The sequence below is a fragment of the Rhodococcus sp. PAE-6 genome, assembly GCF_025290685.1.
GTDB classification, from domain to species: Bacteria; Actinomycetota; Actinomycetes; order Mycobacteriales; family Mycobacteriaceae; genus Rhodococcus; species Rhodococcus pyridinivorans.
In genome coordinates this window covers 508,035-528,204 of record NZ_JAOCLZ010000003.1, presented here as the reverse complement: position 1 = coordinate 528,204, position 20,170 = coordinate 508,035, and the positions used below count along the sequence as shown (strand labels likewise).

The following is a 20,170-nucleotide window of genomic DNA, read 5'->3' as shown; positions in this document are numbered from 1 at the left end:
CGGATCTATACCGGTTCAGGTTCCCTCGCTTCGTGCTTCGCGGCTTCCTGCTGCGCGGCCTCGAGCTTCAGGCGTTGTCCGAGCACCGACTTGCGGCGACCGTAGACGAAGTAGATCGCCACTCCCAGGATCATCCAGACGGTGAAGCGGATCCACGTCTCGACCGAGAGGTTGAGCATGAGCCAGCCGCAGGCGAGGACCGCGAGGATCGGGACCAGCGGCACGAGCGGCACCCGGAATCCGCGGGGCAGGTCGGGGCGGGTACGGCGGAGTACCATCACGCCGACGCAGACCAGGACGAAGGCGAACAGCGTGCCGATGTTGACCATCTCCTCGAGCACACCCATCGGGAACACCGCGGCGAGGACGGCCACGACACCACCGACCATCAGGGTGATGCGCACGGGCACACCCTTGTGGTTCGTGACGGCGAGCTTGCGGGTGACGAGTCCGTCGCGGGACATCGCGAACAGCACGCGGGTCTGGCCGAGCATCATCACCATCACGACGGTGGTGAGGCCGGCGAGGCCACCGATGTTGATGGCCATCTGCGCCCAGGTGATGCCGTGTGCCTCGAAGGCCGTGGCCAGCGTGGCACTGCCGTCACCGACCAGCTCGCTGCCGGTGCGCAGGTCGGTGTACTTCACCATGCCGGTGAGCACGAGCGTGACGCCGACGTAGAGGACGGTGACGATCGCCAGCGAACCGAAGATGCCGCGGGGTAGGGCCTTCTGGGGGTTCTTGGTCTCCTCGGCGGTGGTGGCGACGACGTCGAAGCCGATGAAGGCGAAGAAGACCAGGCTCGCTGCGGCGAGGAGGCCGTACCAGCCGTAGGTGCTGCCGCCCGCGCCGGTGAGCGCCGAGAACAGCGACTGATGCAGACCGGATGCGGCGCTCTCCGCCTCTTCGGCCTGCGGGACGTACGGCGAGTAGTTGGACTTGTCGATGTAGAAGATGCCGACGACGATGACGAGCAGGACCACCGCGACCTTGATGGCGGTGACGACGGCGGAGACCCGCGACGAGACCTTGGTGCCGATCGCGAGGATGATCGTGATGGCGCCGACGATGAGCAGCGACCCCCAGTCGACCGTGATCGGTCCGAGGTCGATCGACGCGTCCCCGCCGAACATGCCCCCGAGATACATCGACCATCCCTTGGCGACGACCGCGGAGGCGAGGGCGAACTCGAGGATCAGGTCCCATCCGATGATCCAGGCGACGAACTCACCGAAGGTGGCGTAGGAGAAGGTGTAGGCGCTGCCGGCGACCGGTACCGCAGAGGCGAACTCCGCGTAACACAGTGCGGCGAGACCGCACGCGATCGCGGCGAGGACGAACGCCAGCGAGATGGACGGTCCGGCGAGATTGCCGGCGGTGCGGGCGGTGAGGGTGAAGATTCCGGCTCCGACCACGACGGCGACGCCGAACACGGTCAGATCCTTGGCGGTCAGTTCTCGTCGTAGCCGCGAACCGGGTTCATCGGTATCCGCGATCGACTGTTCGACGGATTTGGTCCGCCAGATGCCGACTCCGGGCATTGTGTGCTCCTCGGGGTGATTGCGGCGCCCGCCACGCCCGGTCCGGGCGAGGGGTAGGCATGTCGCTCACTTCGCGCGCATTACGTTGCAGCAAGCAGTGTTTGCGTGAGCATTTGATGTAGCAATCATGGCACTGGCTCGTGAAGTGTCAATATCTTTCTGTTCGGCTGAGCATTATGCTCGAGTGGTGACGCGCATCACAACGGAAAGGGTGTCATCGTGTTCAGTCTCGACCGGCTCGACGCAGCTCTCCTCGGAGAGCTCACGCACAACCCCCGGGCAGGAATCGTCGACCTGTCGGCGAAGCTCGGCATCGCCCGCAACACCGTGCAGTCGCGCATCAGAAAACTCGAGGAGTCCGGTGCCGTCACCGGATACCGACCGGTCGTCGACCTGCCGAAGCTGGGTGTGCCGCTGCAGGCGTTCATCGGCGCCGAGCTCGTCCAGGCACAGATGGGGCATGTGATCGCCCAATTAGGCCGATTCCCAGAGGTATTGGAAGTCCACGCGACAACGGGCCGGGAGGATCTCCTGATCCGGATGGCGGCGCAGTCCCAGGAGGACCTCCTGTTGGTCCTCGAACGGCTCCACGCCATCGAGGGCGTCGCGCACACCACCACGACGCTCGCGCTCACCACGCCGATCGAGTACCGGACGCAGCCACTCGTCGAGCACATCACCCGCAATGCGGGGCACGGGCGTTCCTCGTCGGCCGGAAACTCCTGAAGACACGAGAAGGGGAGGCACCTCGCGGCGCCTCCCCTTGTTCCCCTGTGCGGATCAGTTCCCCTGTGCGGATCAGTTCCCCTGTGCGGATCAGTTCCCCTGTGCGGATCAGTTCCCCTGTACGGATCAGGCAGTATCGATGCGGCGCTCGGCGATCCGGTTGGCCGCTGCGCCCGGCGTGACGCCGAGAGTGCTGGAGACGTCGAAGATCTCGGCGGTGCGCTCGAAGATCGACTCCACTCGTGTGCGGACGACGTCGGCGGCGGATCCGTCGACCTCGCCGGCGACCTGGATCAGTCCGCCCGCGTTCGCGACATAGTCGGGCACCCAGACGATTCCGCGCTTGCCCAGCAGGCCCTCCACCTCGGGCTGCGCGAGCTGGTTGTTGGCCGCACCGCACACGAGACGTGCGTCGAGGTGGGCAGCGGTGGTCGAGGTCAGCGTGCCGCCGAGAGCGCACGGGGCGTAGACGTCGGCGGACGAGGCGACGACGTTGTCGGTGACCTGCGCCGGGAACTCGTCGACCACGCGGGCGACCGCGGCGGGGTTCACGTCGGAGACGATCACCTCGGCACCGTCGGCGACGAGCAGCTTCACGAGTTCGTAGCCGACCTTGCCGAGACCCTCGACACCGACCGTGCGACCCGCGAGAGTCGTTTCGCCCCAGACCGTCCGAGCGCCGGCACGCATGGCCTGGAAGACACCGAGTGCGGTCAGCGGCGAGCTGTCGCCGGATCCGCCGGCGGCGACGGTGCGCCCCACGGCGTGGGCGGTGTGCCGACCCACCACGTCGAGGTCCTCCGCGCGGGTTCCCACGTCGGCGGCGGTGATGTAGCGACCACCGAGTGACTCGACGAATCGTCCGTAGGCGGCGAGCAGTTCGTCGTTCTTGTCCATCTTCGGATCACCGATGATGACGGCCTTGCCGCCACCGAGGTTCACACCGGACACCGCGGCCTTGTAGGTCATGCCCCACGACAGTCGCAGCACGTCCTCGAGTGCCGACATCTCGTCCGCGTAGGGGTAGAAGCGGGTGCCGCCGAGGGCGGGTCCGAGTGCGGTGGAGTGGATCGCGACGATGGCGCGCAAGCCGGTGGCCGCGTCGTGATGGAAGACGACCTGCTCGTGCGGACGGTCGGTCAGACGGGCCGAGCGGCCGAACACGCCGTCGGACGTGGTGAACTCGGGGAGGTCGAGGGCAGAGGTGGTCATCGGTGGGTTCCTTTGCAGCAGAGGGTGTTCGTGCTTCAGAAGTCGGTGTCGATGCCGAGCTCGGCGAGGCGGGCCCGGTACTGCTCGACGGAGCGGAGCTTGACGTCCTCGTAGCCGCGCACCATCTCGGGCAGGGCCGCGATCTCGACGGCGCGGTCGTAGGAGTCGACGTCCAGGCCGGCGGCGAGCCGCTGGATCGTGGCGGTGTAGTGGGCGAGCAGAGCACGCTCGACGCGGCGGACGTGGGCGTAGCCGAAGGGATCGAGCTTCGTGCCGCGCAGACGCTTCGCCTTGGCCAGAGCCTTCAACGCGACATGCGATTTCGGTCCGAAGCCGACCTTCTTCTCACGGCCGAGTGCACGCAGCGCCGGCGGGTGCAGGCGGTAGGTGAGCTTGCGCCCACCGGGGACCTGGCCCTGCACCTCGTCGAGGAAGGCCGGGTCGACGAGCATGCGGGCGACCTCGTACTCGTCCTTGTAGGCGGTGAACTTGAACAGTCCGCGGGCGACGGCCTCGCTGAAGTCCGTGCGGTTCGTGACGCGACGCTCGGCCTCCCAAGCCGCCTGCACCTGCGCGATGTAGCGGGCGGCGAGGGCTTCGCTCTGGAAGTCGATCAGCGACGCGGCGCGGATCCGCACGAGCCGCTCGACCTCGCCGGTGAAGGTGGTGCCGGCGAACAGACGCTCCGGTGCGACGGTGGCGGCGCGCTCCGTGGGGGCCGGTGCGGTCGCGGCGGCGAAGGCCGCGGGATCCGCGACGGCCACCCGGCCCCAGCGGAAGGCGGCGATGTTGGTCGCGACGGCCACACCGTTGATCTCGATGGCCTCCTCGATGGCGTCGGCGGGGATCTCGAGTCCGCCGAGCTGATGGGCGGCGCCCACGACGAGGAAGTTCGCGGCCGAGGTCTCACCGAACAGCGCCTGGGCTGCGGCGAGGGCGTCGAACGAGACGGTCGTGCGGGTCGCGGTGTCGAGGCGGGCGAGCAGGTCGTGCTCGTCGGGGTGCCGGACAGAGCGGTCGTAGACCATGTCGCCGGTGGGGACGCGGCTCGTCGACGCGACTGCCACGGTCTCCTCACGGTTCGCGTAGGCGAGGTTCTTCGGCTCGGTCGCGGTGAGCAGGTCGAGCGCGAGCAGAGCGGTGGCACCGCCCGGGCCGACGCGGTTGCCGGGCTCGAGTCCGTCGGCGGCGAAGCGCAGGTGGGAGACCACCGGGCCGGCTTTCTGGCTCATGCCGATCTGGTCGAGCGACTCGACCTCGAATCCGGCGCGTAGCGCGGCCGTGGCGAGCACCTGGTTGACGGTGACGATGCCGGTGCCGCCGATGCCCGCGAGGAAGACGTTGCGGGTGCCCTTCGGGGTGTCGATGGCGGCGTCCGGGATGCGCGGCGGGGTCGGAGCCTTGCGGCGCTTGGGCTTCTCCGGCGACGTCTCGACGGTCACGAAGGACGGGCAGTCGCCGTCGAGGCACGAGTAGTCGGTGTTGCAGGAGGTCTGATCGATGCGGGTCTTCGAACCGAATTCGGTGTCGACCGGCTGCACCGACAGGCAGTTGCTCTTGACGCCGCAGTCGCCGCAGCCCTCGCACACCGCTTCGTTGATGACGACGCGGGTCGTGCGGGCGGGCAGGGTGCCACGCTTGCGCTGACGGCGTGCGTCGGCGGCGCAGTGCTGGTCGTAGATGAGCACGGTGACGCCCTCGATCTCGCGCAGCAGCTTCTGCGCCTCGTCGAGCCGGTCGCGGTGCCAGACCTCGGTGCCGCGGGCAAGGGTGCGCTTGCGGAGGCGCTTCGGTTCGTCGGAGCAGACGATGATCTTGCGGACACCCTCGGTGGTGAGCTTGTGGGTCAGCGCCGGGATCTTCAGGGCGCCTTCGGCGTCCTGCGCGCCGGTCATCGCCACGACGTCGTTGTAGAGCAGCTTGAAGGTGATGTTCACGCCGGCGGCGACGCACGCCTGGACGGCGAGCTGACCGGAGTGGAAGTAGGTTCCGTCGCCGAGGTTCTGGAACATGTGGCCGATGTCGGTGAACGGCGCCTGGCCGATCCACTGCGCACCTTCGCCACCCATCTGGGTCAGGCCGGTGACGGCGCTGTCCTTGCGGCCGGACAGGGTGACGAGGGTGTGGCAGCCGATGCCGCCGCCGCCGATCGAACCCTCCGGCAGTGCGGTGGATCGGTTGTGCGGGCAGCCGCTGCAGAAGTAGGGGGTGCGCTGGGTCGACAGCACCTCGAGCGACAACTGCGGCAGCGGTGCGGGGCCGAGTTCGACGTGGCCGCGGAGCACGCGACGCAGCGGGCCGCGCAGGCGACCGGCGGTGAGCTCACCGTCGACGGGCACGAGCGGGCGGCCGTCGGCGTCCTTCTTGCCGACGATCTGCGGGGCGTTCGCGGTGCCGTAGAGGATCTCGCGGATCTGGGTCTCGACGAAGGCGGTCTTGTCCTCGACCACGATCAGTTCGTCGAGGCCGCGGGCGAATTCGCGGACGATCTCGGGACCGATGGGGTACGGCATGCCGATGCGCAGCAGGCGGATGCCGGCGCGGTGCAGCGCGGCGTCGTCGACACCGAGGTCGAGCAGGGCCTGGCGCAGGGCGTCGAAGGTGGTGCCGGTGGCGGCGAGGCCGACGCGGGCCTGCGGCGGGTCGACCTCGATCACGTCGAGGCCGTTGAGGCGACCGTATTCCTGGACGATCTTCCAGCGCGGGCCGTAGAGGTCGGCCTCGGCGATGACGCTGTCGCCGGGCGCGGCCATGGGGCGCTGCTTGTAGACGAACGGCCGTCCTTCCCATTCGATCTCGGGGACCGTGATGGGCAGGTCGGAGATGGAGCCGTCGACGGACCAGGCGCCGTCGGCGACGTCCGCGACGATCTTGAGGGCGACGAGGCAGCCCGAGGCACGCGACAGCGCGACGCCGTGCAGGCCCAGGGTGACGATCTCGGCGGCGTTGCGCGGGAACAGGACTGGGATGCCGAGGGCGGCGAGGGATCGCTCGCTGACGGCGGGCACGGTCGACGACTTCGACGCGGGGTCGTCGCCCACCATGAGCAGCACGCCGCCGTTCGGGTTCACGCCGTACATGTTGGCGTGACGCAGTGCGTCGGTGGCGCGGTCGAGGCCGGGGCCCTTGCCGTACCAGACGCCGACGACGCCGTCGTGAGTCGGTGTGCCGGCGCCGAGCTGTCCCTGGCTGCCCCACACCGCGGTGGCGGCGAGTTCCTCGTTGAATCCGGGCACGAAGGTGATGTCGTGCTCGGCGAGGACCTTCGGCATGCCGTGGAGCATCTTGTCGAGACCACCGAGGGGGCTGCCCTGATATCCGGAGACGAAGGTCGCCACCCGGCGACCGTCCCGCATGGCCCGTACCTGCTGTTCGACGAACAGCCGGGCGATGGCCTGCACGCCGGTGAGCAGCACGGTGCCGGAGCCCGAGCGATATCGGTCGTCGAGGTCGTAGGGAAGTCGTTCGCTCTCCCGGATTGCGGTCTCGGTCATTGCGTACCACCCGTCCTTCGTCGCGGCGTCCGATTGTGTCTGCGCCACTTCGATCGCGTCATTTGGTACAGCAATAGTTGATTGAGCTAGGCGAACTCGTCAACATAAGATTTTCCAGCGCATCATTTTGATTAGATGTGATGCACGACACACTGGATGGATGCGCACGGTGCTCAGTTCCGGACGATCCGGCGCATCCGCCTGGGGAGGATTCGCTCTACCGTTCACGCGGAGGTCGGGCGGTCTCGACCACTTCGACGGCAAGGTCGCGCACGAGTTGATTGCGCTCCTGGGACAACCTGCGCAGCATTTCGAATGCGCTCTCCGCGTCGATGCCGAAGCGTTCCATGAGAACGCCCTTCGCCTGCCCGATGACATCCCTCGAAGCCAGGGCCGCGCGGAACTGCTCCTCGCGCACCGCGGCCACCGCGTCGAAGGCCGCATGCGTCGCCAGGGTCGAGGCGATGTCGATGCTGCCGTCGTCGAACGCACCCGCGTGCGAGCTGTGCAGATTGAGGGCTCCGATCGTGTCGTCCGTCGTGTACAGCCGGACCGCGAGCATGGAGCGAACACCCAGACGGGCCGCTCGGGAAGCGAACGCGGGCCATCGGTCGTCGTGCATCTCACGAGCGAGTTCCTCGATGGATTCTCGCAATTGTCGTTCGAACCTCACCGAGTTCGCACTACGAGCGCCGCGGCCTTCACCGGTGTCCATACTGCATCGTGGCATCGAAACGGCGACGGGGTTGCAGCGTTCGACCGAGGGGTATTGCCCTCGGTAGCCGGAATCGGTGTCCGGACGCCGCACCCGGTGAGGTGCTGCCGGTTCAGACATGCAGCCGGCAGCACCGCCCGGGGCTACTGCACCGAACCGGTCAGCGTGAACGGTCCATCAGGCCGGTTCCCATCGCAGCCGCGGCCACGCCCAGGACGAACACGATCGCACCCACGATGACGTGGGACCAGATCATGGACGTACTGGTATCTACTCCGCTGACCAGCCACGGCGAGACGAACAACCACAGACCGAGCAGCGGCGCGACGAACGCCAGGCCGTGGGTGCGGCCGTAGGCCGAACCGAGCGCCATGGCGAGCAGTGCGACCGCGAGGCCGCAGATCAGATTGGTGGTGGCGAGTGCCGTCTGATCGGCGAAGCCGATGATCCAGGCGGATGCCGCCGCGTACAGACCGGCAACCATCATCAATCCGTCGGTGACCTGGACTGTGGGCTGTTCGCCCATCCGGTCGTAGCGTTCGCGCATCTCGACGATGTCGGGATGGGTGTGCATTGCAGAATGAGCCGATGATGTCGACATTGTCCTCATCTCCTCGTGGGTGAGAAGTCCGAGGGGCCCTCCTGGGTCCGACACTATTATCGTCGTCCCGGGCGGGATGTTCCCGTAGGGTAGAAAGTCCCGACTTGGTGATCTCGGGCGGAGCGCACCGTATCGATCCGGACCATCAGGGGACGAGGACGGCAGCGCCGCGCACGCGGTCGCCGGCGAGATCCGCCAGCGCGCGATCGGCGTCGTCCAGCCCGTATCGCATCGTCGCGACCCTGATGCGGTGCTGCCCCGCGAACGCGAGGAACTCCCGGGAATCCTTACGGGTATTGGCGGTCACCGACCGGATCTCGCGCTCGTAGAACAGGTGCCGCTGGTAGTTCAGCTGCGGAACGTCGGTCAGGTGGATGCCGGCGATCGAGAGGATGCCGCCGCGGTCGAGTGCTTCGAGTGCAGGCGGCACGAGGTCGCCGACCGGTGCGAAGAGGATGGCGGCGTCGAGGGGCACCGGTGGTGCGTCCGCGGCGCCCTGCACCGACGCGGCCCCGAGTTCGCGAGCGAGATTCCGCGCGTCCTCACTCCTCGTCATGACGTGCACCTCGGCACCTCGCGCCAGGGCGACCTGCGCCGCGATGTGGGCGCTGCCGCCGAAGCCGTAGATGCCGAGCCTCCCGCCGTCGGGGACCGAGGCGCGCTTCAGCGCGCGGTAGCCGATGATGCCGGCACAGAGGAGCGGAGCGAGTTCGATGTCCTCGTATCCGTCGGGCAGCGGGAGGGCGTACGCCGCCGGTACGGCGACGAACTCGGCGTACCCGCCGTCCTCGTCCCAACCGGTGTATCTCGAATCCGGACACAGGTTCTCGTCGCCACGACGACAGTAGCGGCACTGCCCACAGGTCGAACGCAGCCAGGCCACGCCGACGCGGTCGCCGTCGGCGAACCCTTCGACCGCCTCCCCCGCTCGATGGACTACCCCGACCACCTCGTGCCCCGGGACGACACCCGCCCGGTGGACGGGGAGATCGCCCTCGGCGACGTGCAGGTCGGTGCGGCACACACCGCACGCCAGCACGCGCACCAGAAGATCGTTCGGTCCGGTCTCGGGAAGCGGGACGGATTCGAACCGCAAAGGGTGACCGGCGACGGGGCCGGGCTCCACCACGCGCCACGCTCGCATCGACTCAGGCAGAGCCCGCCGAACCCCCGCCCTCCGGACCCCCGCCCTCCGAAGCTCCGCCGCCCGGACCTTCGGTGTGCCAGGGCCGCACATCCGGATCGTCGTCGGCCGGCGGCTCCGGATCGCGTGCCTCGTCGGCGCGGGTCGGACGGTTGGCGCGGATCATTCCTTCGGTTTCCTCTGCGAGCGCGTCGTCCTTCTTCGGACCGTGCTTGTCGCTCCCTCGTTCCATCTCTCTGCTCCTTCCGATGGTTCGCCGAGAATCCGTCTGTAACGCAGCGGCTACTCGGTTGCGGGTGGGACGTGGTCGGGGTCGTAGTCCTCGACGCCGGCGGCAATGCGTTCCTGCTCCGTGCGGTACTCGAGATAGTCGTCGTCGACGCGGTCCGGCGACTTGCCGTGCTCGCGCCGATCCTTGGGCGCGGACTCGGTCGGGTCGATCACGTCGTCGAGATCGGGAGTGTCGTGCGGTCCGGTCATGATCTTCCTCCGAACATTTCTCGGTGAAAGGCGGTCTCCCTAGGACTACCCCCGCCCGGCTCCCCGAACCACCTACCCCGGCAGGATGCGAATCCCCGTCGGTCGCCGGAGTGTTTGCCCTCGCCGGTAGTGGTGAACCCCTTGGTACATGAGCAGCACAGACGGTTCTGCCGATCCGTACGACGCAGCCGAAGATCCCGACGCCGATCCCGACAACCTCCTCTCCAAGGCTCCGCAGCAGCCCGACCAGGCGGAGGGCGAGGACGAACCGGACGAGACCGGCGATACCGGACGATCCTGACCGTTCGAAGGAGACATCGATGACCGAAACCGCCCACGAGGGACCGAATTCCGGCGGCACGGATGTCGTCACCATCCTCACCGAGGACCATCGGGAGATGCTCGAACTTCTGGGCCGAGCGGAGACCACGCTCGACGCGGAGGAGCGCCGCGATCTCACCGATGCGGCGATCGCCGAGGTGATGAGGCACTCGGTCGCCGAGGAAATGTTCGTCTATCCCGAGATGGAGAAGCACCTCCCCGGCGGCACGGACGCCGTCGAACACGACAAGGAGGAGCACGACGAGATCGTGCAGGTGATGAAGCAACTCGAGGGCGCGGAAGCATCGAGTGCGGAGTTCACGACGTTGGTGAAGAAGTTGCAGGATCTTCTGCGCCACCACGCGAACGACGAAGAATCCGACCAGTTCCCGGCGTTGAGGACGCATCTCGGGCAGGACACCCTCGTGGAGGTCGGCACCAAGGTACAGGCCGCCAAGAAGCTGGCCCCGACCCGACCGCATCCGTCCGCGCCGCATTCCGAACTGTTCCACAAGACCGTCGGACCGGGGGTCGGCATGGTGGACCGACTGCGCGACGCACTGACCGGACGCAATACCTGAGCGTCAGGACGGCGCGGCACCCCGTCACGCCGGGTCGGGTTCCTCCGGCGCGCCGTCCTGAGCGCTCGTCCGGGCGAAGAAGGAGATCCTCCCGTTCGTCTCGAGCACCGCGAGGTCGATGTCGGCGAACCGCCGGATGCCCTGTTGACGCGCGGCGGCCATGAGGTCGTCGAGGGACAGACGTTCCCGTTTCAGGTTCTGCAGGTCGGGTTCACCGTCCTGGACGATCACCACGGGGACCCCGTGCGTGATGCCGCGCATCCGCGGAAATCGGGCGTTGATCATCGACAGGGCCAGGGTCAGCACCGCGAAGACACCGATGGTGAGGACCGCACTCGTCATCGACACGTCGTCCTGGGTGATCCCCTGCTGCACGAGATCACCCATAGCCACGAACAGCACGAGTTGGAAGGTGCTCAGTTCGCCGACACTCGACCGGCCGACGAGGCGGGTGATCCCCCACAGGAACAGGAACAGGACGAGCGCGCGGATCACGATTTCCATCAGGGCACCAACCAGGTCTCGAAAAAGATTGTCACTGCCGATTTCTCGCCGTCCATCACCGAGACGGAGCCCGATTCGCCCCATTGCCTCCCGGCCCGGATCCGCACGTCGAGCGCGAAGGTGAACTCGTCGCCGGGTGGCGGGTCGAAGGTCAGGTACGCCAGCCCCTCGCCCGCGGTCTCCGAGGACGGCTCGGGCAGCCGGCCCCGCATCTCGAGGACCTCGAAATAGGACGTGTCGATCGCCAGGACGATCTCCCCGTCGAAACCGCCGTCACGGCGCACCGTCACCTCCCAGGGAACGTCGAGACCGGAACGCGCGATGCGCGGATAGGTCAGGTCGAGTTCGTACCCGCCGCCCTGCACGGTGGCCGTCGAACTCCGGACGCCGAGAAAGCCCAGCACCCCGGCCACCAGCACGATCACGAGCACGGCCGCTGCAGCGGTCCGCAACCGCGCCACGCCCTTGCTGCGAGCCACCTTCCCGACATCGTCGAGGGTGGATTCCGGCCCGTTCTCCATCTGTCCACGTTGACACACAACCGGTGACAAACGGTGGATATCCCCAGGCGTTTGAGCTGCTCGAGCAGGGGTAGCCGCACATAGCACCACGGGCCAACCGAGGCGGCGTCGAGACCAGGCGCCACGGGGTGTCTTCACGGGCGCGTCTTCATGCGCAACGCGTCTTCGCACGACAATCGGCATTCGAGGGAGCAACATGTTTCGTCACACAGACCATCTGCAGTTCGACGCCAAGCCGGAGAAGCCCGATCCCGTCTACGCCCGCAAGCTCCAGGAGCTGATCGGCGGCGCGTACGGTGAGATGACCGTGACCATGCAGTACCTGTTCCAGGGCTGGAACTGTCGAATGCCCGGCAAGTACAAGGACATGATCATGGACGTCGCCACCGAGGAGATCGGGCACGTCGAAATGATCGCCACCATGGTGGCGCGTCTCCTCGAAGGCGCACCCGCCACGGAGTCCACCAAGAACGCCGCCGCCGACCCGGTGGTCGCAGCGGTACTCGGTGGCATGGATCCGCAGCAGGCCATCATCTCCGGTGGCGGCCCCACCCTCTCCGACAGCAACGGTGTGCCCTGGAACGGGCGTTTCATCGTGGCCAGCGGTAATCTCCTCGCCGACTTCCAGGCCAACGTCGCCGCCGAAGCGCAGGGCAGGGTGCAGACCGCACGCCTGTACAACATGACGGACGATCCGGGCGTCAAGGACATGCTCCGGTTCAACCTCGCCCGCGACACCTACCACCAGAACCTGTGGCTCGCGGCCATCGAGGAACTGAAGGCCGACGGTATCGAGCCCAGCCCGATCGCACCGAACGCGTTGTTCGACGAGGAGCACTCCGAGCACGCATCGAGCCTGTGGCACCTGTCCGACGGCGCGGCCTCCGATCAGGGTCGCTGGGCGCACGGCACCGGTCCCGACGGCACGACACCCATGTCGTTCCTCGCCGACCCGGTCCCGCTGGGCGATGTGGCGAGCGCACCGCCGCCGGACCCGAAGCTGTACGCGAGCTACGACGGATCGCAGGGCAAGCCCCGTTCTGCCGCAATGGGAACGGAGAAGGGACTCATGGGCAAGATGAAGGACGCCCTCGACCCCGACAATCCCTGATACTTCCTTCCGATGCAACCGCCCCGGCTCCCCGTGAGCCGGGGCGGTTGCGCGTGAAAGTACCTTCCCGACGGTTTGTTTCGTTACCGGTTTGTTTTGTGACGTGAGGGAGCGGGAAGGCTTCATCAATGAGCACCAACATTTTCGTCCTCGGACTCACCGACATCCAGCGCAAGGAACTGGAGACCGTACGCGGCGCCGACCAGCTGAGCTTCCACGGCCTCCTCGACTACGAAACATTGGTGGAGCCCGACGAATACGTGTTCGACGATCTTCTCGACGCTTGCCGGCGCGAACTCGACGACTTCCCCGGCAGCGTGGACGGGATCATCGCCCACTGGGACTTCCCCACGAGCGTCCTCGCCCCGATCCTCGCCGCCGAACGGAACATCCCCTCGCCGTCGCTGCGCAGCATCGTCGCCACCGAACACAAGTACTGGAGCCGTCTCGCCCAGAAGGAATCGGTTCCCGAGTGCGTCCCGCAGTTCAACTCGTTCGACCCCTTCGACGACAACGCCCTCGACAGCATCGAGCTCGACTTCCCGTTCTGGGTCAAGCCGGTGAAGTCGCATTCGTCGCAACTCGGATTCGAGATCCACAACGAGCAGGAGTTCGCCGACGCCCTCGTCGAGATCCGCGAGAAGATCGGACTCGTCGGTAACGCCTTCGACGAGGTCCTGCGCCGCGTCGACCTCCCCGACGAGATCGGGAAGAGCTCGGGCACCACCTGCCTCGCCGAGCAGGTCGTCAGCGGTATCCAGGCCGCCCCCGAGGGCACGATGTTCCAGGGACAGTTCAACGTCCACGGCGTGTTCGACATGCGCAAGGACGCCGCCGGGCACAGCTTCGAACGTCTCGACTACCCAGCGAGCACCGTGCCCGAAGAAGTGCAGGCACGCATGATCGACATCACCGAGCGCTACCTGCGCCACGTCGGCTTCGACAACGGCTGCTTCAACTCCGAGTTCATGTGGGACGAGGAGAACGACAAGCTCTGGCTGATCGAGGTCAACACCCGGATCTCCCAGTCGCACAGCGAATTGTTCGCCAAGGTCGACGGCAGCTCCAACCACGAGGTGGCCATCGACATCGCCCTCGGCCGGCAGCCCCGCATGCCGTACCGGCAGGGCGAATACGCCGTCGCGGCGAAGTGCATCATCCCGCACTACGAGGACGGCATCGTCACCTCGGTGCCTTCGGAAGCCGACATCGCCCGTCTCCGCGAACGGATCCCCGGCGCGCTGGTGTGCATCGACGTCGCTCCCGGTGACCGGCTCGCCGATCTGCCCAACCAGGACGCCTACCGCTACGAACTGGGCACGATGTACATCGGCGCCGACAGTGTCGAACAGCTCGAGCAGCGCTATCACGAAGGCCTGGAGACACTTCCGTTCGCCTTCGATCCGGCACCCGAGGACTAGGAGGAGCACTACATGCGCACGATCACAGACCTCCCCCATGAGGTCCGTGTCATCGAGAACGTCTTCATCACGATGCGCGACGGCGTTCGGCTCGCGGCGCGGGTCTGGCTGCCCGTCGACGCCGAAGCACATCCGGTACCCGCTGTGCTGGAATACATCCCGTACCGCAAGCGGGACTCCACGCGCGGACGTGACGCGTTGAACCACCCCTACATGGCCGGCCACGGCTACGCCTGCGTGCGGGTGGACATGCGCGGCAGCGGCGACTCCGACGGGGTGCTACGCGACGAGTACCTCGCCGACGAGCACGACGACGCCTGCGAGGTCATCGAATGGCTTGCGGCGCAACCGTGGTGCGACGGTTCGGTCGGCATGATGGGCATCTCGTGGGGTGGCTTCAACAGCCTGCAGGTCGCGGCACGCCGGCCACCCGCCCTGAAGGCCATCGTCAGCGCTTCCGCCACCGAGGACCTGTACGTCGACAACATGCATTACATGGGTGGTTGCCTGTTGTCCGACAACCTGTCCGAGGCGACGGTGATGTTCGCCTTCAACAGCCTGCCTCCCGATCCCGCCATCGTCGGCGATCGCTGGCGCGAGATGTGGCACGAACGTCTCGAGGGCAGCGGCCTGTGGATCGAGAAGTGGCTCGAACATCAGCACCGGGACGACTACTGGAAGCGCGCCTCCGTCAATGAGGACTACTCCTCCGTGCAGTGCCCGGTCCTCGCTGTGGGTGGCTGGGCCGACGGCTACACCAATGCCATCTTCCGGTTGATGGAACATCTCGACGTCCCCCGCAAGGGGCTGATCGGACCGTGGGGCCACAAGTACCCGCATCTCGGGGTCCCCGGCCCGGAGATCGGTTTCCTGCAGGAGGTCGTGCGGTGGTGGGACCACTGGCTCAAGGGCGTCGACACCGGAGTGATGGACGAACCGATGGTGCGCGCCTGGATGCAGGATTCCATCGAACCGAACCCGTCCTACGCGGAACGTCCGGGCCGCTGGGTGGCCGAACCGTCGTGGCCGTCGCCGAATATCGAGAACCGCCGCTACACCTTCGACCGGTACGCGCTGCATCCCGACGACGACGGCACCCTCACCGTCGACGAACGGCCCCTGGCACTGCAATCCCCGTTGGGTGTCGGCATGTTCGCCGGCAAGTGGGCGTCCTACGCCGCGACTCCCGACCTGCCGTCGGATCAGCGCGAGGAGGATGGCGGTGCGCTCGTCTTCGAGACCGAGGCGCTCGACACCACGACGGAGGTTCTCGGCCGTCCCGAGCTGGAGCTCGAGGTCTCGCCCGACAGACCGGTGGCGATGCTCGCCGCCCGGCTGTCCGACGTCGCGCCCAACGGCGAGGCGACACGCGTGACCTACGGGTTGCTCAATCTCACGCATCGCGACAGCAGCGAGAAACCGGAAGCTCTCGAACCGGGACGGCGTTATCGCGTCCGGATCGAGCTCAACGGCATGGGCCACGTGTTCCCGGCAGGTCACCGTCTGCGGTTGTCGCTGTCCACCTCCTACTTCCCGCTGGCGTGGCCGTCGCCGACACCCGCCGAGGTGACGGTGTACACCGGTGGCGGTCTGTATCTGCCGGTGCGCCCGTCCCGAGCGGAAGATGCGCATCTCCGCGAATTCGGTGAACCGGAAGCGGCTCCGGAGCTCGGGATCACCCTGCTGCAGCCGGGCGAGCACCATTGGCGGACCACCCGCGACCTCGCGACCGGCGTGTCGACGCTCGACATCCTCGACGACCAGGGGTCGTTCCGGATCGACGAGACCGGTACGGTCATCCGGCGTCGCACCCAGGAGTGGTTCAGTTTCGGGGGTAACGATCCCAACTCGGTGCGCGGCGAGACGCAGACCCTGCGCCGCTACGAGAGGGACGACTGGCGCACCGAGGTCCGTACCCGCACGATCCTCACGTCCACCACGGAGGAGTTCGTGATCAACGCCGAGCTCGACGCTTTCGAACTCGACGACGATCACGGCGATCGACGGGTCCACTCGGAGAGCTGGCAGCGACGGATCCCGCGTGATCTGGTCTGACGACGGCGATCCGGCCTGACGGAATCACAACGGAAGCCCACCCTGCGACGTGGCGCGGGGTGGGCTTCCTGCGTTCTGCGCGAACAGTGTTCAGGCGCTCCTGCGCGAATCGTTGCCGACGTCGAAGTGCTCGTCGTACCACTTCTTCGCCTCGTCGAGCACACCCTTGCTCAGGCGGGCATGGGGCCGGACGTCGACGAGCAGCGGCTCGTGGTCGGGACCGCGCCCGGCCATCCTGCCGGTCAGAAGCCACGCGAACCGCCCGTCCTCCTCGGCGAGCTCCGAGTACTTGCAGACGCGACGGGCGACCCAGTCCTTGACGGGTCGTCGCCACCACGGTTCGGGAGAGAGCGTGGTGGCCGAGAGCCCCGGCAAGGTCACGTTCGCCTCGTAGTCGCGGCTCGGTCCGTCCTCGGCGTCCGCCGCCGGCCCCTTCGAGTACCGCAGGTAGAGCAGCGGATCCGTCGCCAGATCGGCGAGCTGGTCGAGTGAGGTGATCAGCGGGATGTCGTCGGGGTCGGGATGGAAACTTCGGACGGACGTGCTCACCTTCTCCTCCTGCCGATACTCCAGGACGAATTCGAAGAGTTCCCCGCTCCCCTGCCGCGAAACCCCGCACCGCGGTCGGGTCAGCGCGGTCGGTCAGTAGGCGCCGTCGCTCGCGAGCACCGCCCGCACCGTCTTCACGACGATGAGCAGATCCTGCACCATCGACCAGTTCGCCACATAGAACAGATCGAGGCGGATGCGGTCGGCTTCGGACAGATCGGATCGCCCGGAGACCTGCCACAATCCCGTCATGCCGGGTCGCACCAGGATGCGGCGCGGAACGAAGCCCGGGATCTTCTCGCCCTCACCCACCGCGAGGGGACGCGGCCCCACGAGACTCATGTCGCGGGCGAGGACGTTGAACAGCTGTGGCAGTTCGTCGATGCTGGTGCGGCGGATGAACCGTCCCACCTGCGTGATCCGCGGGTCGCGGGCGGACTTGTAGAAGGTCGCGTCCTCCTGACCGGTCTGCGCGCGGACCGTATCGACCATCCGGTCGGCATCGACGACCATCGATCGGAACTTCCACATCCGGAAGACGGTGCCGCCCAGGCCGACGCGTTCCTGCCGATAGAAGACCGGACCGCCGTCCTGGAGTTTGATCAGCGCGGCGACCACAAGCATGACCGGCGCCGCGATCGTGAGGGCGAGGACCGCGCACACGAGGTCGAAGGTCGTCTTGGCGATCCGATGCGACCCGCGGTACTGCGGCTCCTCGACGTGCACGAACGGCAACCCACCCACGGGATGCATCGACAGTCGCGGCAGGGCGATGTCGGTGACGCCGGGAGCCACCACGAGATCGACGCGATACGGCTCGAGTTCCCATGCGAGCTCGCCGATATCACCGTTCCCCCAGTGCGTTCCGGCAGCGATCGCGACGGTGTCGGCGCCGGAGAGCTTGACGGCGTTGATCACGTCGGTTTCCGCACCGAGTACCGGGATCTCCTGTCCGGCGACGGTGATGGTGCGCCCGCTCTCCCCCGTGTACCCGGTGGTGCACACACCGGCGACGCGGTATCCGGCCGAGGTGTCGCGGACGAACGATCCGACCATCGCATCCACCGCGCGTTCGGAGCCGACGACGAGCACCGAGGTCCGGAACTCGCCCCGCACACGCCGGCGTTCGATCGAACGACGGCACCATCGACGTCCGAGCGGCAGAACGACCAGGCCGACCGGCATGGCCAGCAACACGTAGACCCGGATCGTGTCGAGGTCGGTGGCGAACGAGTCGACGAGGAACGAGGCGATCGCGAGCAGACCGAAGGTCTGCAGGGTCGCCCTCGTGACGAGCCGGTACTCCTCCTCGCCGCTGCCCACGATCGGCTTCTTGCGAGTTCCGTTGAGTGCCAGAATCGCAAGCCACAGGCCGGCCACCACGATCGCCGAGGCGAGTCCCCGGGTCACCGAGGACCCCGGGTCGACCGGTCCACCGATCATCGTTCCGGCCCCCTGCGCCAGGACGACGGTAGTGACGACGATCGTCGTGTCGGTGATCGCCAGCGACCGGAGATAGGTGCGCTGCCATTGTCTGCGCGGGACACTTCCGTGACCGTCGCTCGTGTCGTGGGTCGGCGCGTTGCGGCGCGCCAACTCGGGTCCGATCCCCATACTTCTCCTGCTTGCCTACTCCACGCGAAGTGGCCCCGACAGCCAGATGAACGATTCGGTGATTATGTCCGTTCTCTCGAAGGAACGCGAATCCTGTTTCAGTGCAACGGATCACAGTGACGCGGGTGATTCCACCCTGAAGCGAAGAAGCTACGCGTAACTCGAATTACTTGTGCGCGTAGTTACTTCAGCAAAGAACACATTCATGAAGCGGCGACGAACGCAGCCCGGCCGGCGGCAGTGAGCCATGACGATCCCCCATCGAACCCCATCAGCAGGCCCCCGACCCGGGAGAAAGGTACAACAGAGACGAACCGGCGACAAGAGTTCGTCTACTCGTCGGTAGTATGATGTGAGTCACGCCGTTCCGATCCCCTCCCCGACCCAGTCGCGGATGTGCTGCCGGAAGTTTTCCGAGGACAGCGCGGCGACGGCCTCGTTACGGCCCTTCGGCACACCGTCGATCGCCGCGATGCACTCGGCGACCGCCTCCACCCTGTCCTCGCGGAAACACAACCCGTCGACCCCCTCGGCAACCGTCTCACCAGCACCTCCGAGCGCGTTGACGACCACACGCGCCCCTGCCGCACGTGCCTCGACGGGCATGATCCCGAAGTCCTCCAGCGCAGGAAAGACGTAGACGTGGGCCTGCTGGTAGAGCGCGTAGAGCAGGGCGTCCGACGGCCGAGCGAGCACGTGGACCGGCACCGTCGCCTCGTCGGCGAGCTGCCGCAGCCGGCCCTCCTCCGGCCCCGATCCCGCGATCACCGCCGGCACCCCGGCGAGGTCGGCTGCCCGGATCACCCAATCCAGTCGCTTGTACGGCACGAACCTCGACGCCCCCAGCACGAAGGTCTCCGGAAGCCCCTCCAGCAGGGCGGATTCGGCGGCGGACAGTTCGTCACGCCAGTCGGGCACCGACGAGATGCGGGCCGTCTCGACGGGAGGGAAGATCACACGCGCCTCGACACCCCAGGCCCGCTCGATGCGACGACGCACGAAATCGCTGTTCGCGGCGAAGTGTGCACCTTCCCGCGCGCGACGCCGATCGAGGGCACGCAACGGAGGTGCCGCGCACCGCACCGCGAGCGAGGCACCCCGATCGTCGAGTTCCGGATTCCACAGGTAGCGCGCCGGAGTGTGTACGTAGACGAACTTCTCGAACCCGCTCGGTGCGCCCCGGAAGGTCACGTGGTGGGCGAAACAATGCGAGCTGACCAGGGCGAAGTCGTACGAACCGGGTCGGCGACGCCAGACGTACGGCATGGCCGACAACGCCAGCGCCTTGCTCCTACGCAGAGGTGTGCGTGCCAGACCGCTCTCGTGCACCGTCCGCCCCGGATACCGGTCGGCGTCGTCCCACAGGCACAGGACGTCGGCGTCGGGAAAGGTGCGGACGAACTCGTCGAGAACCTTCTCCGAACCTCCGTCGCGTGCGATCCATTCGTGCACCAAGATTCCAGGCACAGCCATCCCTCCGAAGACCCCGAGCCGATCGGGAGGGTACTTTATGACCCTGCCGACGCCGAGAGGTAACGGGTCGGCACAATCCCTCGATACGAATGCGTCCGAACGGCAAG

At 67.1% G+C, this 20,170-nt stretch carries 19 protein-coding genes; 6 read left to right on the top strand and 13 right to left on the bottom strand.

What is annotated here, in order from left to right:
• Nucleotides 1-5 precede the first annotated feature (5 nt).
• Nucleotides 6-1,541: an amino acid permease gene (locus NVV99_RS10365; protein WP_024101981.1), complete on the bottom strand. Its 1,536-nt coding sequence runs from the start codon at nt 1,539-1,541 to the stop codon at nt 6-8.
• Nucleotides 1,542-1,760: 219 nt separating this feature from the next.
• On the opposite strand from NVV99_RS10365, the gene NVV99_RS10360 reads away from it, so the two are divergent.
• The gene (locus NVV99_RS10360; protein ID WP_006553105.1) at nt 1,761-2,267 is read left to right on the top strand and encodes an Lrp/AsnC family transcriptional regulator; all 507 of its coding nucleotides are present in this window, start codon (nt 1,761-1,763) and stop codon (nt 2,265-2,267) included.
• Nucleotides 2,268-2,393: 126 nt separating this feature from the next.
• Here the strand turns inward: NVV99_RS10360 and NVV99_RS10355 are convergent, their stop codons facing one another.
• The 7 genes from NVV99_RS10355 to NVV99_RS10325 form a co-directional block, all read right to left on the bottom strand.
• Nucleotides 2,394-3,479, bottom strand: a complete 1,086-nt coding sequence (locus tag NVV99_RS10355) for a Glu/Leu/Phe/Val dehydrogenase (protein WP_193902621.1) — start codon at nt 3,477-3,479, stop codon at nt 2,394-2,396.
• 35 nt (nt 3,480-3,514) lie between these two features.
• On the bottom strand, nt 3,515-6,973 hold the full coding sequence (locus NVV99_RS10350) for an indolepyruvate ferredoxin oxidoreductase family protein (protein ID WP_024101983.1): 3,459 nt from the start codon (nt 6,971-6,973) through the stop codon (nt 3,515-3,517).
• A 217-nt stretch (nt 6,974-7,190) separates the two neighbouring features.
• A complete protein-coding gene (locus NVV99_RS10345) occupies nt 7,191-7,646 on the bottom strand; it encodes a GAF and ANTAR domain-containing protein (protein ID WP_260782830.1) in 456 nt (151 codons plus the stop codon).
• Between the two features lie 202 nt (nt 7,647-7,848).
• Complete coding sequence (locus NVV99_RS10340; RefSeq protein WP_024101985.1) at nt 7,849-8,262, bottom strand: SPW repeat protein; 414 nt, start codon at nt 8,260-8,262, stop codon at nt 7,849-7,851.
• A 172-nt stretch (nt 8,263-8,434) separates the two neighbouring features.
• Nucleotides 8,435-9,433 (bottom strand): zinc-binding alcohol dehydrogenase family protein, encoded by a 999-nt coding sequence (locus NVV99_RS10335; RefSeq protein WP_024101986.1) that lies wholly within the window; start codon nt 9,431-9,433, stop codon nt 8,435-8,437.
• Nucleotides 9,434-9,437: 4 nt separating this feature from the next.
• The gene (locus tag NVV99_RS10330) at nt 9,438-9,665 is read right to left on the bottom strand and encodes a hypothetical protein (RefSeq protein ID WP_024101987.1); all 228 of its coding nucleotides are present in this window, start codon (nt 9,663-9,665) and stop codon (nt 9,438-9,440) included.
• Nucleotides 9,666-9,715: 50 nt separating this feature from the next.
• Nucleotides 9,716-9,913, bottom strand: coding sequence for a hypothetical protein (locus tag NVV99_RS10325; RefSeq protein ID WP_006552608.1), 198 nt, complete (start codon nt 9,911-9,913; stop codon nt 9,716-9,718).
• 148 nt (nt 9,914-10,061) lie between these two features.
• On the opposite strand from NVV99_RS10325, the gene NVV99_RS10320 reads away from it, so the two are divergent.
• Nucleotides 10,062-10,214 carry a hypothetical protein gene (locus tag NVV99_RS10320; protein ID WP_019290944.1) on the top strand — a complete coding sequence of 51 codons (153 nt, stop codon included), beginning with the start codon at nt 10,062-10,064 and terminating at the stop codon, nt 10,212-10,214.
• A 19-nt stretch (nt 10,215-10,233) separates the two neighbouring features.
• Complete coding sequence (locus NVV99_RS10315) at nt 10,234-10,815, top strand: hemerythrin domain-containing protein (protein ID WP_024101988.1); 582 nt, start codon at nt 10,234-10,236, stop codon at nt 10,813-10,815.
• 24 nt (nt 10,816-10,839) lie between these two features.
• Here NVV99_RS10315 and NVV99_RS10310 read toward each other — a convergent pair whose 3' ends face one another.
• Complete coding sequence (locus tag NVV99_RS10310; protein WP_024101989.1) at nt 10,840-11,319, bottom strand: DUF421 domain-containing protein; 480 nt, start codon at nt 11,317-11,319, stop codon at nt 10,840-10,842.
• A complete protein-coding gene (locus NVV99_RS10305) occupies nt 11,319-11,840 on the bottom strand; it encodes a hypothetical protein (RefSeq protein WP_024101990.1) in 522 nt (173 codons plus the stop codon). The genes NVV99_RS10310 and NVV99_RS10305 overlap by 1 nt, the downstream gene beginning before the upstream one ends.
• Nucleotides 11,841-12,036: 196 nt before the next feature.
• Here NVV99_RS10305 and NVV99_RS10300 point away from each other — a divergent pair, with 196 nt between their 5' ends.
• The 3 genes from NVV99_RS10300 (at nt 12,037) to NVV99_RS10290 (ending at nt 16,427) form a co-directional block, all read left to right on the top strand.
• On the top strand, nt 12,037-12,951 hold the full coding sequence (locus NVV99_RS10300; protein WP_024101991.1) for a manganese catalase family protein: 915 nt from the start codon (nt 12,037-12,039) through the stop codon (nt 12,949-12,951).
• 128 nt (nt 12,952-13,079) lie between these two features.
• Nucleotides 13,080-14,372, top strand: coding sequence for an acetyl-CoA carboxylase biotin carboxylase subunit family protein (locus tag NVV99_RS10295; RefSeq protein ID WP_024101992.1), 1,293 nt, complete (start codon nt 13,080-13,082; stop codon nt 14,370-14,372).
• Between the two features lie 12 nt (nt 14,373-14,384).
• Nucleotides 14,385-16,427: a CocE/NonD family hydrolase gene (locus tag NVV99_RS10290; protein WP_024101993.1), complete on the top strand. Its 2,043-nt coding sequence runs from the start codon at nt 14,385-14,387 to the stop codon at nt 16,425-16,427.
• 90 nt (nt 16,428-16,517) lie between these two features.
• Here the strand turns inward: NVV99_RS10290 and NVV99_RS10285 are convergent, their stop codons facing one another.
• The 3 genes from NVV99_RS10285 to NVV99_RS10275 all read right to left on the bottom strand — a co-directional run bounded on the left by NVV99_RS10285 (nt 16,518) and on the right by NVV99_RS10275 (nt 20,063).
• Nucleotides 16,518-16,976 carry a DUF6098 family protein gene (locus tag NVV99_RS10285; RefSeq protein WP_024101994.1) on the bottom strand — a complete coding sequence of 153 codons (459 nt, stop codon included), beginning with the start codon at nt 16,974-16,976 and terminating at the stop codon, nt 16,518-16,520.
• 93 nt (nt 16,977-17,069) lie between these two features.
• Entirely contained in the window at nt 17,070-18,590 is a 1,521-nt protein-coding gene (locus NVV99_RS10280; protein WP_024101995.1) for a sugar transferase, read from the bottom strand.
• Between the two features lie 357 nt (nt 18,591-18,947).
• Nucleotides 18,948-20,063: a glycosyltransferase gene (locus tag NVV99_RS10275; protein WP_051424855.1), complete on the bottom strand. Its 1,116-nt coding sequence runs from the start codon at nt 20,061-20,063 to the stop codon at nt 18,948-18,950.
• Nucleotides 20,064-20,170 lie beyond the last annotated feature (107 nt).

Coding starts and splice junctions, on each gene's coding strand:
- NVV99_RS10290 (WP_024101993.1), top strand. CDS start 14,385: ATGCGCACGATCACAGACCTCCCCCATGAGGTCCGTGTCATCGAGAAC.
- NVV99_RS10330 (WP_024101987.1), bottom strand. CDS start 9,665: ATGGAACGAGGGAGCGACAAGCACGGTCCGAAGAAGGACGACGCGCTC.
- NVV99_RS10305 (WP_024101990.1), bottom strand. CDS start 11,840: ATGGAGAACGGGCCGGAATCCACCCTCGACGATGTCGGGAAGGTGGCT.
- NVV99_RS10280 (WP_024101995.1), bottom strand. CDS start 18,590: ATGGGGATCGGACCCGAGTTGGCGCGCCGCAACGCGCCGACCCACGAC.
- NVV99_RS10295 (WP_024101992.1), top strand. CDS start 13,080: ATGAGCACCAACATTTTCGTCCTCGGACTCACCGACATCCAGCGCAAG.
- NVV99_RS10365 (WP_024101981.1), bottom strand. CDS start 1,541: ATGCCCGGAGTCGGCATCTGGCGGACCAAATCCGTCGAACAGTCGATC.
- NVV99_RS10315 (WP_024101988.1), top strand. CDS start 10,234: ATGACCGAAACCGCCCACGAGGGACCGAATTCCGGCGGCACGGATGTC.
- NVV99_RS10300 (WP_024101991.1), top strand. CDS start 12,037: ATGTTTCGTCACACAGACCATCTGCAGTTCGACGCCAAGCCGGAGAAG.
- NVV99_RS10335 (WP_024101986.1), bottom strand. CDS start 9,433: ATGCGAGCGTGGCGCGTGGTGGAGCCCGGCCCCGTCGCCGGTCACCCT.
- NVV99_RS10325 (WP_006552608.1), bottom strand. CDS start 9,913: ATGACCGGACCGCACGACACTCCCGATCTCGACGACGTGATCGACCCG.
- NVV99_RS10350 (WP_024101983.1), bottom strand. CDS start 6,973: ATGACCGAGACCGCAATCCGGGAGAGCGAACGACTTCCCTACGACCTC.
- NVV99_RS10310 (WP_024101989.1), bottom strand. CDS start 11,319: ATGGAAATCGTGATCCGCGCGCTCGTCCTGTTCCTGTTCCTGTGGGGG.
- NVV99_RS10320 (WP_019290944.1), top strand. CDS start 10,062: ATGAGCAGCACAGACGGTTCTGCCGATCCGTACGACGCAGCCGAAGAT.
- NVV99_RS10355 (WP_193902621.1), bottom strand. CDS start 3,479: ATGACCACCTCTGCCCTCGACCTCCCCGAGTTCACCACGTCCGACGGC.
- NVV99_RS10275 (WP_051424855.1), bottom strand. CDS start 20,063: ATGGCTGTGCCTGGAATCTTGGTGCACGAATGGATCGCACGCGACGGA.
- NVV99_RS10340 (WP_024101985.1), bottom strand. CDS start 8,262: ATGCACACCCATCCCGACATCGTCGAGATGCGCGAACGCTACGACCGG.